Source organism: Mesorhizobium sp. M0491 (genome assembly GCF_040321265.1).
Taxonomy (GTDB): Bacteria; Pseudomonadota; Alphaproteobacteria; order Rhizobiales; family Rhizobiaceae; genus Mesorhizobium.
The window spans coordinates 210,420-224,780 of sequence record NZ_JAMYRE010000005.1 but is presented as its reverse complement, the minus strand read 5'-3'; the positions used below and the strand labels follow the sequence as shown (position 1 = coordinate 224,780).

Sequence of the window (14,361 nt, the reverse complement as noted above, 5' to 3'; positions counted from 1 at the left end):
CCTGACTACGGACAAGCGCGATCGCCATACAAGATAGCCGGCGCGCGGGATTTTCAGACTCTTCGATCCCCTGTTAAACGCCGGGAAAGGGCCAGATCGTCCTGCTCGCGTATGATTTCCGCAGTCAGATCGACCAGCCGCCGTCGATATTGTAGGCCTGCCCGGACGTGTAGGTGGCGCCGGCCAGATAGACGGCGAGATCGGCGATTTCCTCCGGCGTGCCGAGCCGGCCCATTGGCTGGCGGGCGATGAAGGCGGCGCGGGCGGCATCGTAGTCGCCTTGCGCGTGCATGCGGTCCTGCAGCGACGGGCTCTCGACCGTGCCGGGGCAAATGGCGTTGCAGCGTATGCCCTTGCCGACATAGTCGGCGGCGATCGCCTTGGTCAGGCCGATGACGGCGGCCTTGGTCAGGCCATAGACGAAGCGGTTGGGCACGCCCTTGGTCGAACTGGCCAGCGAGGCCATGTTGATGATCGATCCGTCGCCGCGTTCCAGCATGCCGGGCAGCACAGCCCGGCTGGTGCGGATCATGGCGCGAACATTGAGGTTCAGCGCGAAATCGAGGTCGCCGTCCTTCATCTCCAGGATCGAGCCCGAATGGACGAAACCGGCGCAGTTGAACAGCACGTCGACGACACCGATCTCGGCAAAGGCGGCGTTGACGGCTTCGTCGTTGAGCACGTCCAGCTTGCGGGTCTTGATCCCCGGCGTCTTGGCGAGTTCCGCCAGCAGGGCCTCGTTGATGTCGGTGGCGTAGACGATGGCGCCAGCTTTTGCGAAGGCCAGTGCGCTCGCCTTGCCGATGCCTTGCGCCGCTGCCGTGACGACAACGACCTTGCCTGCCAGATCCGCCATACTGTTCTCCTCGTCCACTGGGATAGTTCGGGTCTACCTGCGGCTGGCCAAGGCGTCATGTGCCAGTCACGCATGATCGTGCAGCCTGCGCCGTTGATCGTTCACTGATAAAGATGTTTTTTCTCGTTAAAGAACATCTGTCCGTGCGTCAACCCCGAACACGGTCTCGACAGCACCGGGGGGAGCTCAAAGCGCGCGACGCGCTTTGGCTCTTTGCCTTTATATATGTCGTTGCCCCAAAACCGCTGCGCACTTTTGGGCGACATACATTAATCGCCGTAAGGCACCCAGACATTCTTGACCTCGACGGCGCGGCGCAGGAAGGCGTCGCCGGCGGCTTCGTCGGATGCCCAGTCGAGGCCGCGGCCATTTCCGCTCCAGATGCGCTTGAGGTTGCCGATGGACTCGGCTTCCGCCTGGGCGCAGGTCTCAGCATCGGCGAACACCCAGAGCCCGTCGACATCGTCATGCTTGGCCAGCACGCCGGCAAGTTCGGCGCTGCGACCGGTGACGATGTTGATGGCGCCTGAGGGAACGTCGGAATATTCGATGACCTGGTAGAGATCGGTGGCCAGCAGCGGATAGCGCTCCGAAGGCACCGCGACCACGGTGTTGCCCATGGCCAGCGCCGGTGCGACCAGCGAGATCAGGCCGAGCAGCGGCGAGCTGTCGGGGGCGACGATGCCGACGACGCCGACCGGTTCATGAAGCGCCAGCGTCACGGCACGCGCCGGCGGCTGGTGCACGCGGCCCTCGAACTTGTCGGCCAGACCGGCATAGAGGAAGAGGCGCTCTATGGACTGTTCTACTTCTTCCCGCGCGGCCTTGGCGCTGGCGCCGGTCAGCTCGGTGAGGCGGGCGGCAAACTCGGCGGCGCGGCCGGAGAGATTTTCGGCCAGATAGTAAAGCACCTGACTGCGGTTATAGGCGGTCGCCTCGGGCCAGCCCCTACAGGCGCGGGCTGCGGAGACAGCATCGCGGATATCCTTGCGGCTGCCGAGACCAACCTCACCGGCCAGCTTGCCCTTGGCGGTGGCGACAGCCAGCGAATAATTGCCGTCCGGCCGTACCTGCTTGCCGCCGATGAATAGCTTTGCCGTGCGGTCGATTGCCGAGCCGTCGGCCTGCTCGACTGGCTGTGCGGAGGTCGTCGCCGGCTTGATGATCTGGCCGAGCGGCAGTTTCGCCGCGAGATATTCGAACATGCCCTCGCGCCCGCCTTCGCGACCGAAACCGCTCTCGCGGTAGCCGCCGAAGCCGCAGGCGGCGTCGAACATGTTGGTGCCGTTGACCCAGACCACGCCGGCCTTCAATTGCGGCGCGACGTGCAGGGCAAGGTTGACGTTCTCGCTCCACACCGAGGCGGCGAGGCCATAGCGCGTGTTGTTGGCGAGCTCGATCGCTTCCTCGGTATTGCGGAAGGTCATGGTCGCCAGAACAGGGCCGAACACCTCTTCTTGCGCCAATATGTTAGCCGGCGAAACACCTGTGGCGAGCGTCGGCAGATGGTAGTAGCCGGAAGACGGCAGCGCCGCATCCGGCTGCCAGCAGACGGCGCCCTGCCTGGCACCTTCGGCGACCAGGCCCTTGACGCGCTCGAGCTGTGTGGCGTCGACCAGCGGGCCGATATCGGTGTTCTTGTCGAGCGGGCTGCCGACGCGCAGCCGGCTCATCCGCGTCTTGACCTTGGCGATCAGGGCGTCGGCGATGCCTTCCTGGACCAGCAGTCGCGAACCGGCGCAGCATACCTGGCCCTGGTTGAACCAGATACCGTCGACCAGGCCTTCGACGGCGCTGTCGAGATCGGCATCCTCGAAGACGATGAAGGCCGACTTGCCGCCAAGTTCCAGCGACAGTTTCTTGCCCGAGCCGGCGGTGGCTTTCCGGATGATCTTGCCGACTTCGGAAGAACCGGTAAAGGCGATCTTCTGGATGCCGGGATGGTTGACGATGGCCCCGCCGGCCTCAGGACCGCCCTGCACGATGTTGACGACACCTTTCGGCACGCCGGCGCGCTCGCAGATCTCAGCAAACAGGATTGATGTCAGCGGCGTGAACTCGGCCGGCTTCAGCACCACGGTGCAGCCGGCGGCGAGGGCCGGCGCGATCTTCCAGGCCAGCATCAGCAGCGGAAAGTTCCACGGGATGATCTGGCCGACCACGCCGACACCCTTGTGGCCGGGGAAATCCTTGTCCAGCGCCTGCGCCCAACCGGCATGGTGTATGAAATGGCGGATCGCCAGCGGCACGTCGATGTCGCGGCTTTCGCGGATCGGCTTGCCGTTGTCGATGGTCTCAAGCACTGCGAACAGGCGCTGGTGGCGCTGCATGGCGCGGCCGATGGCATAAAGCACCTTGGCGCGCTGATAGCCCGAGGCTGCCGACCACTTCGGCAGCGCCTTGGTGGCCGCCGCAACCGCCGCGTCGATGTCGACGGCATTGGCGTCGGATATCTTGGCCAGCAGCTTGCCGGAAGACGGCTCGCTGGTTTCGAAAGTCTTGCCGCCGGACGCGGCTTTCCAGTCGCCGCCGATGAACAGCGCCTTGCCGAAATCGCGCGCGGCAAGCCATGCATCGGCCTCGTTGCGGGCTTCCGGCGCCGGGCCGTATTCCATGGCGTGGTAGCGGTCGAGAATGTTCATTGGGCGCCTCCTTCACCCCTCCCACTTGTGGGAGGGTCGATCGGCTTGCCGATCGGGGTGGGGGTAAATCTCTCAAGCCATCGCGTGGCGATGATTGGCCGAATAGTGTCCGGTCAGATGGTGCTCGAGCTGGCGCTCGATGTCGGTCAAGAGGCTCGACGCACCGAAGCGGAACAGGTCCGGCTCCAGCCATGGGCGGCCGAGTTCTTCCTTCATCAGCACCAGCCAGTCGAGTGAGGCCTTGGCCGTGGAAATGCCGCCGGCCGGCTTGAAGCCGATGAGATAGCCGGTTTCCTCGAAATAGGCCCTGATGGCGCGCACCATGGCGAGGCCGACGGGCAGCGTCGCATTGACGCTTTCCTTGCCGGTCGAGGTCTTGATGAAGTCGGCGCCTGCCATCATCGCTACCATCGAGGCCAGCATGACATTGCGCAGCGTGGCGAGGTCGCCGGTGCCGAGGATGACCTTCAGATGCGCGTCACCGCAAGCGGCGCGCATCGAGACGATCTCATTGTATAGCTCGCGCCATTTGGCGCCGAACACCAGCCCGCGTGGAATGACCACGTCGATCTCGTCGGCGCCGTCGCGGACCGAGGCTTCGATTTCCTGCAGGCGGGTCGACAGGGGTGCCAGACCATGCGGGAAGGCGGTGGAGACGGCGGCGACATGGATGCCGGCGCCGCGCACGGCATCGACGGCGGTGGTGACGAAGGGATGGTAGACGCAGACGGCGGCCGGGCGGATGGTTTCACCTGATATGCCCAGGCCCTCGACGATGTCGCGGCGGAACGGATTGATCGCCTTGGCGCAGAGCCGGCGCACACGCTCCTCGGTGTCGTTGGAATTCAGCGTCGTCAAATCCATGCAGGCGACAGCGCGCAGCAGCCAGGCCGCCTGGTTGTCGGCCTTGATCGAGCGCCGCTTGGTCAGGCTGGCGACGCGCCGTTCCAGCGCCGAGCGGTTGACGCTGCGCACCGATTCCATGAAGCCGAGATCGAGCTTCATGCCGGGATTGCGCGCAATGCGATGGTCCGGTGGAACGGCTGTGTTGGCGGCGGCACGCGCCGGCAGCGGCGTCACCTTGGACGAGCCGATATCGGCTTCTCGGATTGTGCTGCTCATCTCCTGCCCTTTCATTCAGCGACGTGTGCCGAAGATAGCCCGTGAAGCCGTACTTCACGAGTCCTGCGGGCGGTCATAACCGAAAAAGGCGGCGAAAGCAGCAATTTTGACCGTGCGGTCAAAAGCATAGACTTCGAGATGTTGGTGCGGCTCAGCCGACGAAGGCGCGCTCGACGACAAAAGTCGCTGGATGGCTCAGCGAGCCTTCCTCGAAGCCGAGGCTTTCGGCCAGGTCCTTGACGTCCTTCAGCATATGCATCGAGCCGCAGATCATGATGCGGTCGGTTTCCGGGCTGAGCTTGTCGATGCCGAGATCGCTGTAGAACTTGCCGGAGCCGATCAGCGCGGTGATGCGGCCCATGCGTGCCGACTCTTCGCGGGTCGTCGAATTGTAGAGCGTGACGCGCCCAGTGGTCAGTTCACCGATCAGCGGGTCGCTTTCCAACGCCGCGACCAGCTCCTGGCCGTAGGTGAGTTCCGCATTGTCGCGGCAGGTATGGGTCAGGACCAGCTGATCGAATTTGTCGTAGGTGTCAGGGTCGCGCAGCAGGCTGGCGAAAGGCGCGATGCCGGTGCCGGTCGAGATCATGAACAGCCGCTTGGCCGGGGTCAGCGCGTCGACCACCAGCGTGCCGGTCGACTTCTGGCGCATGATGACGGTGTCGCCGACCTGGATCTTCTGCAGCTCCGAGGTCAGCGGGCCGTCCGGCACCTTGATCGAGAAGAATTCCAGCTCTTCGTCCCAGGCCGGACTTGCCACCGAATAGGCGCGGTACACCGGCTTCTCGGCATTGGGCAGGCCGATCATGACGAACTCGCCGGAGCGGAAGCGCAACGACTGCGGACGGGTGATGCGGAACGAGAACAGCCGGTCGGTGTAGTGCTTCACCGAGACGACGGTTTCGGCATAGACGTTGGCCGGAATCGGGAACTGCAGCGGTCGGGCGCCGACGGTGTTGAGAGCGGATGTGGTGTTCATCAAATCCAACCTTCTGGCCCAACCGTGGACGCGGGCGCCAAACTTTCACCTGCACGCCCGGACCATTCAGATCCCGGCGGGCTGTTCGCACACTGCAAAGCGGCAAGCTCTTGTGTCCGGAATTTATTAGTATACAAACGATATTTGCGTCAAGATGCTCCCTTAAAACAGCTTTCCAAACTGGCGCATATCCGTAGTCCGCGCATTTCGGGTTTCGACGATGGAAGAGAATATTTCGGCGCAAGCGCGCAATTCCCGGGGAAATGTCGTCGCCGGTATCGATGTCGGCGGCACCTTCACCGACCTGCTCCTGATCGACGGAAGCGACGGCGGCCGGGTGTATCTGGCCAAGACGCCGACCACGGTGGACAACCAGGCTTTCGGTGTCGTTTCGGCACTCGGCGCCACCGGATTTGCCATCGATAGCATCGACCTCATCGTGCATGGCACGACCACCACCACCAATGCGGTGCTGGAACGCCGGCTGGCGAAAACCGGCATGATCACCACGCGCGGTTTTCGCGACGTGATCGAACTGGGTCGGCGCACGCGGCCGCAGGCCTATGGCATGACCGGCAGCTTCGTGCCGATCATTCCGCGCAATCTCAGGCTCGAAGTCTCGGAGCGCGTCGAAGCATCGGGCGCGGTGCGCACGCCGCTCGACGAGACCGAGATGCGCGACGCCGTGCAGACGCTGATCGCGGCCGGTTGCGAATCCCTCGTCATCCATTTCCTGCATTCCTACGCCAACCCGGCACATGAGCGGCGCGCCGCCGAAATCGCCGCCGAGCTCTGGCCGAACGGCTACATCACGGCAGGCCACGCGCTGCTGTCGGAGGCGCGCGAGTTCGAGCGCGGCGTCACCGCGTCGGTCAACGCCTCCGTGCAGCCGATCCTCGAGCGCTATGTCGAGCGGCTGCGCAAGGAATTGGGCGCAAAAGGCTATGCCCGCGACTTCCTGATCATGAACGGCAATGGCGGCATGATCTCGGCCCGCTTCGTCACACGTGAATCGGCCAAGACGGTCATGTCCGGCCCGGCCTCCGGCGTCATCGCCGCCGCCTATACCGGAAAACGCGCCGGCTTCGAAAACCTCGTCACCTATGACATGGGCGGCACCTCGACCGACGTGGCGCTGATCCGCAATGCCGAGCCGGCAGTCTCGAACGAGATCGAGATCGAATATGCGATGCCGATCCATGTGCCGATGGTGGCGGTGCACACGGTCGGCGCCGGCGGCGGCTCGATCGCCCGCGTCGATGCGGCCGGCCTGATCCAGATCGGTCCGGAAAGTGCCGGCGCCAATCCCGGCCCGATCTGCTACGGACGTGGCGGCCTCGAGCCAACCATTACCGACGCCAATCTGGTGCTCGGCCGGCTGGCGCCGAAGAAGCTGCTGGCGGTCCAAAATCCCGTCACATCAGAGCGCGTCACCAGCATTTTCGAGGACAAGATCGGCAAGGCGACCGGCCTGTCCGGCGTCGAGGCGGCGGGCGCGGTGCTGCGGCTCGGCAACATGAAGATGGCCGGCGCCATCCGCATGGTCTCGGTGTCGCGCGGCCATGACCCTCGTGATTTCGCGCTGTTCGCCTTTGGCGGCGCCGGCCCGCTGCATGCGACCGCCCTGGCGCGCGAACTCGGCCTGCCCAAGGTGCTGGTGCCGGCGCGTCCGGGCATCACCAACGCACTCGGCTGCGTCGTCGCCGACCTGCGCCATGACTTCGTCAACACCATCAACCAGCCGGTGGCGGTGCTCGACGAAAAACAGCTTCCTACTGTATTGGAACGCCACCGAAACGAAGGTGAAGAGCTGATCGGCAAGGAAGCGGTGAAGCCGGAGACGATCCGCGTTACCCACTCCGCCGACATGCAGTTCGTCGGCCAGACCCACATCATCAACGTGCCGCTGCCGTCCTCATCGGTGACGCGGGCAACACTGCAGCAGCTTTTCGAAAAGGCCTATTTCGCCCGCTTCAAGGTCGAACTGCCGGAAATCCGCGCCAACCTCGTCAATCTCAACACGTCGGTGACCGGCGTGCGTCCGGCGATCGATCTGTCGCGGCTGATCGATCCGGCGGGGCGCGCAACAACGCTGGATGAGGCAAGGCGCGAAATCCGGCCGGTCTGGTATGGCGGGCGTTGGCACGATACGCCGGTATATGCACGCGAAAAACTGCCGCTTGACGCTGAAATCGAAGGGCCGGCGATCCTCGAACAGATGGACGCCACCACCGTACTCGAGCCCGGCGACCGCGCACGCTGCGACGCCGACGGCAACATCATCATCGACATCGGCGAGGCCTGAGATGCCTGACATTGATATGGCAAAACTCGACGCCATCACCCTTTCGGTCCTCCAGGCGGCCCTGCAACAGGTCTGCGACGAGATGGACCTTACGTTCTCTCGCGCCGCTTTCTCGCCTGTCATCGCCGAAGCCAACGACCGCTCCGACGGCATCTATTCGGCTGTCGATGGTTCGCTGATCGCGCAGGGAAGCCAAGGCCTGCCGGTGTTCGTCGGCGTCATGCAATATTCGACCAGGACGGTGATCGAGATGATCGCCGACGGCCGCTGCCTAGCCCCGGAGCCGGGTGACATCTACATCGTCAACGACCCCTATCTCGGCGGCACCCATCTGATGGATGTGCGCTTCGCCATGCCGGTCTACCGGGCCGGAAAAATCTTCTGCTGGCTGTCCAACACCGGCCACTGGCCAGACATTGGCGGCTCGGTGCCGGGCGGTTTTTCGGCCTCCGCGACCGCGGTCGAGCAGGAAGGCCTGCGGCTGCCGCCCGTAAAACTGTTCAAGAAGGGCGTGCTCGATCCGGAGATCTACGCCATCATCTGCTCCAACATCCGCGTTGCCGACCAGCGCATCGGCGACATCAGGGCCCAGGCCGCCGCACTGCTGATCGGCCAGGACCGGCTTAACGGAATCCTGGATCGTTACGGTGACGAAACCGTTGTCGAGGCGATCGCCGAACTGCGCCGCCGCGCCGCCGAGCAGATGCGCGCCAACATCTCAGCCATTCCCGACGGCACCTACCATTCCAAGGCGTTTGTCGATTCCGACGGGGTGGTCAACGAGCCGCTGACCATCGCGCTCGCCGTCGAGAAAAAAGGCAATACGCTGACTTTCGATTTCACCGGCTCGTCAAAGCCCTGCGCCGGGCCGATGAACAGCGTGCTGGCGACGACTTTGTCCTCGGTCTATCTCGCCATGCGCCACATTTTCCCTGATGTGCCGATCAGCGCCGGTGCCTTCGAACCGCTTGAAGTCAAGCGGCCGGAAGGCACTTTCCTCGACGCCAGATACCCGCGCCCCGTCTCGGGCTGCGCCGCCGAAGTGTCGCAGCGCATCGCCGAGGCGGTGTTCGCGGCCATGGTGCAGGCGCTGCCCGACAAGGTGACGGCGGCGCCCGCCGGCTCCAGCGGCAATTTCGCTCTTGGCGGCAACGACCCGGCGCGCGGCCGCGATTATGTGATGTACCAGATCTCCGGCGGCGGCTATGGCGGCAATTCAGGCCATGACGGGCTGACCAATGGCTGCTCGACCATCGGCATCTCGAAGTCGCCACCGGTCGAGATCATGGAACAGGCATTCCCGGTGCTCTACCGCCATTATGCCTTGCGCGAGGGTTCGGGCGGCGCTGGCAAGCATCGCGGCGGTTTCGGCCTCGCCTATGAGGTCGAAATCCTGCGCGGTGACGCCCGGGCCTCCTTCGTCATGGACCACGGCCGTTTCGGCCCACAGGGCGCACTCGGCGGCAGGGATGGCGCGGTCAACACGGTGACCGTCTTCCGCAACGGCGAGGAACATGTGCCGCTGCACCTTTCGAAGGAGCAGGACATTGCGCTCAAGGCCGGCGACCGCGTGCGCGTCGGCACGCCGGGCGGCGGCGGCTACGGCGATCCGCTGCAGCGCGATCCGGATCTGGTGCTGCGCGACGTGGCGCTGGGGTACTACACATCAGAGGAAGCCACCGAAAAGTTTGGCGTTGTCCTCTCGGCCGGGGAGTTGGCCATCGACCGGGCGGCGACCAACAAGCAGCGCGCCGGGTAACGCACCACCGATCGCCTGGCCTGGATCGCCCGCCGCGCCGCGATCGCCGCAGCGCATGTCGTTTCCGTCTCCGTCACACGCCTGGAAGACCGTAGACTTCCCGCTTTCAACGGGGAACTCGAACATGCGTCTTTCCGGTCGTTTCGTGCTTGCCGCTTCCGTCGCTCTCACCCTTGCCACGGGCGCCGCCTCCGCCCAGGACAAAAAACTCAGGATCGGTACCGAGGGCGCCTATCCGCCCTTCAATTACGCCAGTGCCGACGGCACGCTGGGTGGCTTCGACATCGACTTGGGGAAGGCGCTGTGCGCCGAGATGAAGGCCGAGTGTGAGTTCAGCGTGCAGGATTTCGATGGTTCCATACCGGCGCTGCAGGCCGGCAAGTTCGACGCCATCATCAACATCACCATCACGCCCGAGCGGGCCGAGAAGGTCGAGTTCACCCACAAATACTACCAGACACCGCCGGCCATCGCCGTACCGAAGGACTCAACCGTCGCGGGCACCTCGCCGGACGACCTGAAAGGCAAGGCGCTCGGCGTGCAGACCGCGACCATCCACCAGAAATTCGCCGAGCAGAAATATTCAGGCTCCACCGTCAAGGCCTATCCGACCGGCGACGACGCCCGCACCGACATGGCCAATGGCCGCCTCGACGCGATGATGGACGGCTCGATCATCTTGACCGAATGGCTGAAGAAGCCCGACGGCGCCTGCTGCAAGCTGCTCGGCACTCTGACGGCCGATCCGGCCATTCACGGCCCCGGCGTCGGCATCGCGCTGCAGAAGGGCAACAAGGAACTGGCCGACAAGCTCAATACGGCCATCGACGCGCTGCGCGCCAACGGAAAATACAAGGAAATCAACGACAAATATTTCGCGTTCGACGTCTACGGCGGCTGATCCTGACGCAATCACCTTCGGCAGCGCCGCCTGGCGCTGCCGTTTTTCTTGGATGATGGAGACTTCCTTGGCTGAGCGGCGTTCCCCTTTCTACAGCAGCATCGTCGGGCTGGGCGCGACCATGGGTCGTGTCGGGGGCGATTTCATCTCGGCCAAAACTTATTCCGACATTGCCGACGAGCACCTGAACACCCGCAAAAATGTCGGCGTGCAGGATCTCAGCACGATGGGCAAGATGGACGTCAAGGGGCCGGACGCCGAGGCGCTGGTCAACCATGTCATCGTCAATGACGCCGCCGCGATGAAGCCGGGGCAGGTGCGCTATTCCACCGTCTGTCGCGACGATGGCGGCATCATGGACGACCTCACCGTGTTTCGGTTGGGCCCGGAGCACTTCATGCTGGTGACCGGCTCGGTCAACCGCCTGAAGATGCTGCCCTGGCTGCATCATCACGCCCAGGGCCGCAAGGCCTATGTCACCGACATCACGGCGGCCATCGCCTTCCCGACCATCCAGGGCCCGCGCTCGCGCGAACTGCTGAAAGCGTTGATTGCGGATGCCGATCTGGATGGACTGAAGCGCTGGTCGTTCACGTCGGGCCATATCAACGGCACGCGGGTGCTGATCTCGCGCACCGGCGTGACCGGCGAACTCGGCTTCGAATTGTTCGTGCCGGCCGACGAGGCGGCCTCGCTCTGGGACGCGCTGATGCGCACCGGCCGTGACTTTGGCCTGAAACCCTATGGCGTGCTGGCGATGTTCACGCTGGGCCTGGAAAAGGCCTACCCGGCGCACGGCATCGACATGGACGAGAGCCGCACCCCGTTCCATGTCGGCCTCGACCGCTGGATCAAGTTCGACAAGGGCGATTTCGTCGGCCGCGAGGCGCTTCTCAAGGTCCGCGACACCGGCCTCGACGAACAATGGGTCGGACTGATCCTCGACGGCGACAAGCCGGCCGCGACCGATGCCAAGGTTCTGGCCGATGGCGAGGACGCCGGCATCGTCACCTACAGCGACCACGGCTATTCCCTCGGCAAGGTGCTGGCCACCGCGCATCTGCGGCTGCCCTTCACGGCTGTCGGCACCGAATTGAACATTGATATCGGTGGTCAGCCGACGCGTGCGGTCGTGGCGCCGATACCGTTCTTCGATCCGGAAGGTGTGAGGTTGCGAGGTTAGCTGACCCCCATCGGGTGTTTCGGCCTGTCCAAGGTATGCGGTCCGTCAACCCGAGCGACCGTCGAAACTTCTGCGGTAGCCGGAACGATCAGCTTTCGCCATCGATCAGCGTCTCCAGCAAATCGAGCAACTGCTCGAGCTTTTCGTGGCCGAAGCGCTGTTCGATGTCGTCATAAATGACACGACGCTCGGGCGACAGGGCGTCGATCAAGGCGGAACCCGCGGGCGCAATGGTTAGAACGACGCGGCGGCCGTCGCCTTCGGCCTTGTTGCGGGTGATGAATTTGCGTCCCTCGAGCGCCTTGATGATGCGCGTCAGGCTGGGCGGCAAAACCGAGGCGCGGTCGGCGAGTTCCGTCGCCTCGACCGGGCCGGCTTCGCTCAGCACGCGCAGCACGCGCCATTGCTGTTCGGTCACGTCATGCGCGGCAAGCATCGGCCGAAACCGCGCCATCACCGCTTCGCGGGCATGAAGCAGCGCCATCGGCAGAGAACGACGGGTATTTTCCGGCAGCAAGAAAAGAGCCTCCCACGCTTGCGATCGAAACAGGCCTCCCTCGGCCGAATCCGCCTGCCAGGGCCCGTTCCCGCCATCCCGTATCGTTGCGCCAAGCCCGATGCAAGGCTTGACTTCGCGCATGCTGCATGTAATTAACGCGTTAACTACAAGGCAATAACCCAGGGAACGAAACGCCGTGCCTCACTTCTCCATCGAGTATTCGGCCAATCTCGATGCCAAGGTCGATATGGGCGAATTGTGCGCTCTGGTGTTGCGCACAGTGCTGGACACCGGGCTGTTCGAAACCGGCGCCGTGCGGGTGCGGGCGTTTCGCGCCGAGGCCTACGCGATGGCCGACAGGCTGCCGGAAAACGCCTTTCTCGACATGTCGTTTCGCATCGGCACCGGCCGCAGCGCCGACGACAAGAAGCGGACTGGCGAGGCTGTCTCCGCGGCGGTGAGCGAATACCTTGGCACGCTGTTCGAGACCCCGCATTTCGCCCTGTCGCTCGAAATCCGGGAAATCGACCCGGTGCTCAGCTGGAAGAGAAACGCAATCCACCCGCGACTGCGCGGCAAGTGACGGAACCCGACATGTCCGACCTGCAAGGCAATCTGAATAAGGCCGAGGCCTATCTGGCCCGCTTCAAGCACGATGGCGTGTTGAACCAGATCGGCGGCGAGGCGGTGCCGGCGCTCGACGGCACGACGTTCGAAACGCTGTCGCCGGTCGACCTGAAGCCGCTGGCAAGCGTCGCGCGCGGCGGGGCTGCCGACATCGACCGCGCCGCCAGGGCGGCGAAGGCGGCTTTCCCGGCCTGGGCCGCCATGCCTGGCGAGGCACGCAAGAAGCTGCTGCACAGAATCGCCGACGCGATCGAGGCGCGTGCCGAGGAGATCGCCTTCGTCGAATGCATGGATACCGGCCAGGCGCTGAAATTTATGGCCAAGGCGGCGTTGCGGGGTGCCGAGAATTTCCGCTTCTTCGCCGACCGTGCGCCCGAAGCGCGCGACGGCGAGACGCTGCGGACCACGGGCCAGGTCAACCTCACCACGCGGGTACCAATCGGCCCGGTCGGCATCATCACGCCGTGGAACACGCCGTTCATGCTGTCGACCTGGAAGATCGCACCAGCGCTGGCGGCCGGTTGCACCGTGGTTCATAAGCCGGCTGAATTTTCGCCGCTGACCGCCCGCCTGCTCGTCGAGATCGCCGAGGAGGCTGGCCTGCCGAAGGGTGTCTGGAACCTGGTCAACGGCCTGGGTGAAGATGCCGGCAAGGCGTTGACCGAGCATCCCGACATCAAGGCGATCGGCTTTGTCGGCGAAAGCCGCACCGGCTCGATGATCATGAAACAAGGCGCCGACACGTTGAAGCGCGTGCATTTCGAGCTTGGCGGCAAGAACCCGGTGATCGTCTTTGCCGACGCCGATCTCGAACGCGCCGCCGACGCCGTCGTATTCATGATCTATTCGCTGAATGGCGAACGCTGCACCTCGTCGTCGCGGCTGCTGGTTGAAGCCTCGGTCTATGAGAGCTTCACCGCCAAAGTCGCGGAGAGGGCGAAGCGCATCGTCGTCGGCCACCCGCTCGATCCGAAAACGGTGGTCGGGCCGCTGATCCATCCGGTGCATGAAAAGAAGGTGCTGTCCTATATCGAGATCGGCAGGTCGGAGGGGGCCACGCTCGCCGTCGGCGGCGGCAAGGTCGATGGGCCGGGCGGCGGCTGTTATGTCGGCCCGACCCTGTTCACCAACGTCTCCAACGGCATGCGTATCGCGCAGGAGGAGATTTTCGGGCCGGTGCTGAGCGCTATTCCCTTCAAGGACGAGGCTGAAGCGCTCGCGCTGGCCAACGACACCCAATACGGTCTGACCGGTTATCTCTGGACGTCCGACGTCACCCGCGCCTTCCGCTTCACCGATGCGTTGGATGCCGGCATGATCTGGGTCAACTCGGAGAATGTGCGCCATTTGCCGACACCGTTCGGCGGCGTCAAGAGTTCCGGCATCGGCCGCGACGGCGGGGACCATTCCTTCGACTTCTACATGGAGACGAAGAACGTAGCCTTCGCGACGACCGCGCACGCGATCCAGAAACTCGGCGGCTGACCG

At 64.2% G+C, this 14,361-nt stretch carries 11 protein-coding genes; 6 read left to right on the top strand and 5 right to left on the bottom strand.

The genetic code is table 11. The features are described from left to right. Nucleotides 1-124 precede the first annotated feature (124 nt). The 4 genes from NKI69_RS08385 to NKI69_RS08370 form a co-directional block, all read right to left on the bottom strand. Nucleotides 125-856 (bottom strand): SDR family oxidoreductase, encoded by a 732-nt coding sequence (locus NKI69_RS08385; protein WP_023810854.1) that lies wholly within the window; start codon nucleotides 854-856, stop codon nucleotides 125-127. A 269-nt stretch (nucleotides 857-1,125) separates the two neighbouring features. Next, the gene (locus NKI69_RS08380) at nucleotides 1,126-3,498 is read right to left on the bottom strand and encodes an aldehyde dehydrogenase family protein (RefSeq protein ID WP_023810853.1); all 2,373 of its coding nucleotides are present in this window, start codon (nucleotides 3,496-3,498) and stop codon (nucleotides 1,126-1,128) included. A 72-nt stretch (nucleotides 3,499-3,570) separates the two neighbouring features. Then, on the bottom strand, nucleotides 3,571-4,620 hold the full coding sequence (gene deoC / locus NKI69_RS08375) for a deoxyribose-phosphate aldolase (RefSeq protein ID WP_031213095.1): 1,050 nt from the start codon (nucleotides 4,618-4,620) through the stop codon (nucleotides 3,571-3,573). Between the two features lie 151 nt (nucleotides 4,621-4,771). Next, nucleotides 4,772-5,599: a ferredoxin--NADP reductase gene (locus NKI69_RS08370; RefSeq protein ID WP_023810851.1), complete on the bottom strand. Its 828-nt coding sequence runs from the start codon at nucleotides 5,597-5,599 to the stop codon at nucleotides 4,772-4,774. Nucleotides 5,600-5,819: 220 nt separating this feature from the next. On the opposite strand from NKI69_RS08370, the gene NKI69_RS08365 reads away from it, so the two are divergent. From NKI69_RS08365 to NKI69_RS08350, 4 genes are all read left to right on the top strand, one after another. Further along, entirely contained in the window at nucleotides 5,820-7,904 is a 2,085-nt protein-coding gene (locus NKI69_RS08365) for a hydantoinase/oxoprolinase family protein (RefSeq protein ID WP_023810850.1), read from the top strand. Between the two features lie 16 nt (nucleotides 7,905-7,920). After that, complete coding sequence (locus NKI69_RS08360; protein ID WP_023810849.1) at nucleotides 7,921-9,663, top strand: hydantoinase B/oxoprolinase family protein; 1,743 nt, start codon at nucleotides 7,921-7,923, stop codon at nucleotides 9,661-9,663. A gap of 124 nt (nucleotides 9,664-9,787) precedes the next feature. After that, on the top strand, nucleotides 9,788-10,564 hold the full coding sequence (locus NKI69_RS08355; RefSeq protein ID WP_352720933.1) for an ABC transporter substrate-binding protein: 777 nt from the start codon (nucleotides 9,788-9,790) through the stop codon (nucleotides 10,562-10,564). 52 nt (nucleotides 10,565-10,616) lie between these two features. Beyond that, entirely contained in the window at nucleotides 10,617-11,747 is a 1,131-nt protein-coding gene (locus NKI69_RS08350; protein WP_031213091.1) for a glycine cleavage T C-terminal barrel domain-containing protein, read from the top strand. 88 nt (nucleotides 11,748-11,835) lie between these two features. Here the strand turns inward: NKI69_RS08350 and hpaR are convergent, their stop codons facing one another. Further along, nucleotides 11,836-12,231, bottom strand: a complete 396-nt coding sequence (gene hpaR, locus NKI69_RS08345; protein ID WP_127276380.1) for a homoprotocatechuate degradation operon regulator HpaR — start codon at nucleotides 12,229-12,231, stop codon at nucleotides 11,836-11,838. 211 nt (nucleotides 12,232-12,442) lie between these two features. Between hpaR and NKI69_RS08340 the strand changes: the two genes are divergently transcribed. Beyond that, complete coding sequence (locus NKI69_RS08340) at nucleotides 12,443-12,829, top strand: 5-carboxymethyl-2-hydroxymuconate Delta-isomerase (RefSeq protein WP_352720931.1); 387 nt, start codon at nucleotides 12,443-12,445, stop codon at nucleotides 12,827-12,829. Nucleotides 12,830-12,840: 11 nt separating this feature from the next. After that, the gene (gene hpaE / locus NKI69_RS08335; protein ID WP_023810845.1) at nucleotides 12,841-14,358 is read left to right on the top strand and encodes a 5-carboxymethyl-2-hydroxymuconate semialdehyde dehydrogenase; all 1,518 of its coding nucleotides are present in this window, start codon (nucleotides 12,841-12,843) and stop codon (nucleotides 14,356-14,358) included. Nucleotides 14,359-14,361 lie beyond the last annotated feature (3 nt).

Bases quoted from the DNA above. Each gene is read 5' to 3' on its own strand.
- NKI69_RS08385 (WP_023810854.1), bottom strand. From the start codon at position 856: ATGGCGGATCTGGCAGGCAAGGTCGTTGTCGTCACGGCAGCGGCGCAA.
- NKI69_RS08380 (WP_023810853.1), bottom strand. From the start codon at position 3,498: ATGAACATTCTCGACCGCTACCACGCCATGGAATACGGCCCGGCGCCG.
- deoC (WP_031213095.1), bottom strand. From the start codon at position 4,620: ATGAGCAGCACAATCCGAGAAGCCGATATCGGCTCGTCCAAGGTGACG.
- NKI69_RS08370 (WP_023810851.1), bottom strand. From the start codon at position 5,599: ATGAACACCACATCCGCTCTCAACACCGTCGGCGCCCGACCGCTGCAG.
- NKI69_RS08365 (WP_023810850.1), top strand. From the start codon at position 5,820: ATGGAAGAGAATATTTCGGCGCAAGCGCGCAATTCCCGGGGAAATGTC.
- NKI69_RS08360 (WP_023810849.1), top strand. From the start codon at position 7,921: ATGGCAAAACTCGACGCCATCACCCTTTCGGTCCTCCAGGCGGCCCTG.
- NKI69_RS08355 (WP_352720933.1), top strand. From the start codon at position 9,788: ATGCGTCTTTCCGGTCGTTTCGTGCTTGCCGCTTCCGTCGCTCTCACC.
- NKI69_RS08350 (WP_031213091.1), top strand. From the start codon at position 10,617: ATGATGGAGACTTCCTTGGCTGAGCGGCGTTCCCCTTTCTACAGCAGC.
- hpaR (WP_127276380.1), bottom strand. From the start codon at position 12,231: ATGGCGCTGCTTCATGCCCGCGAAGCGGTGATGGCGCGGTTTCGGCCG.
- hpaE (WP_023810845.1), top strand. From the start codon at position 12,841: ATGTCCGACCTGCAAGGCAATCTGAATAAGGCCGAGGCCTATCTGGCC.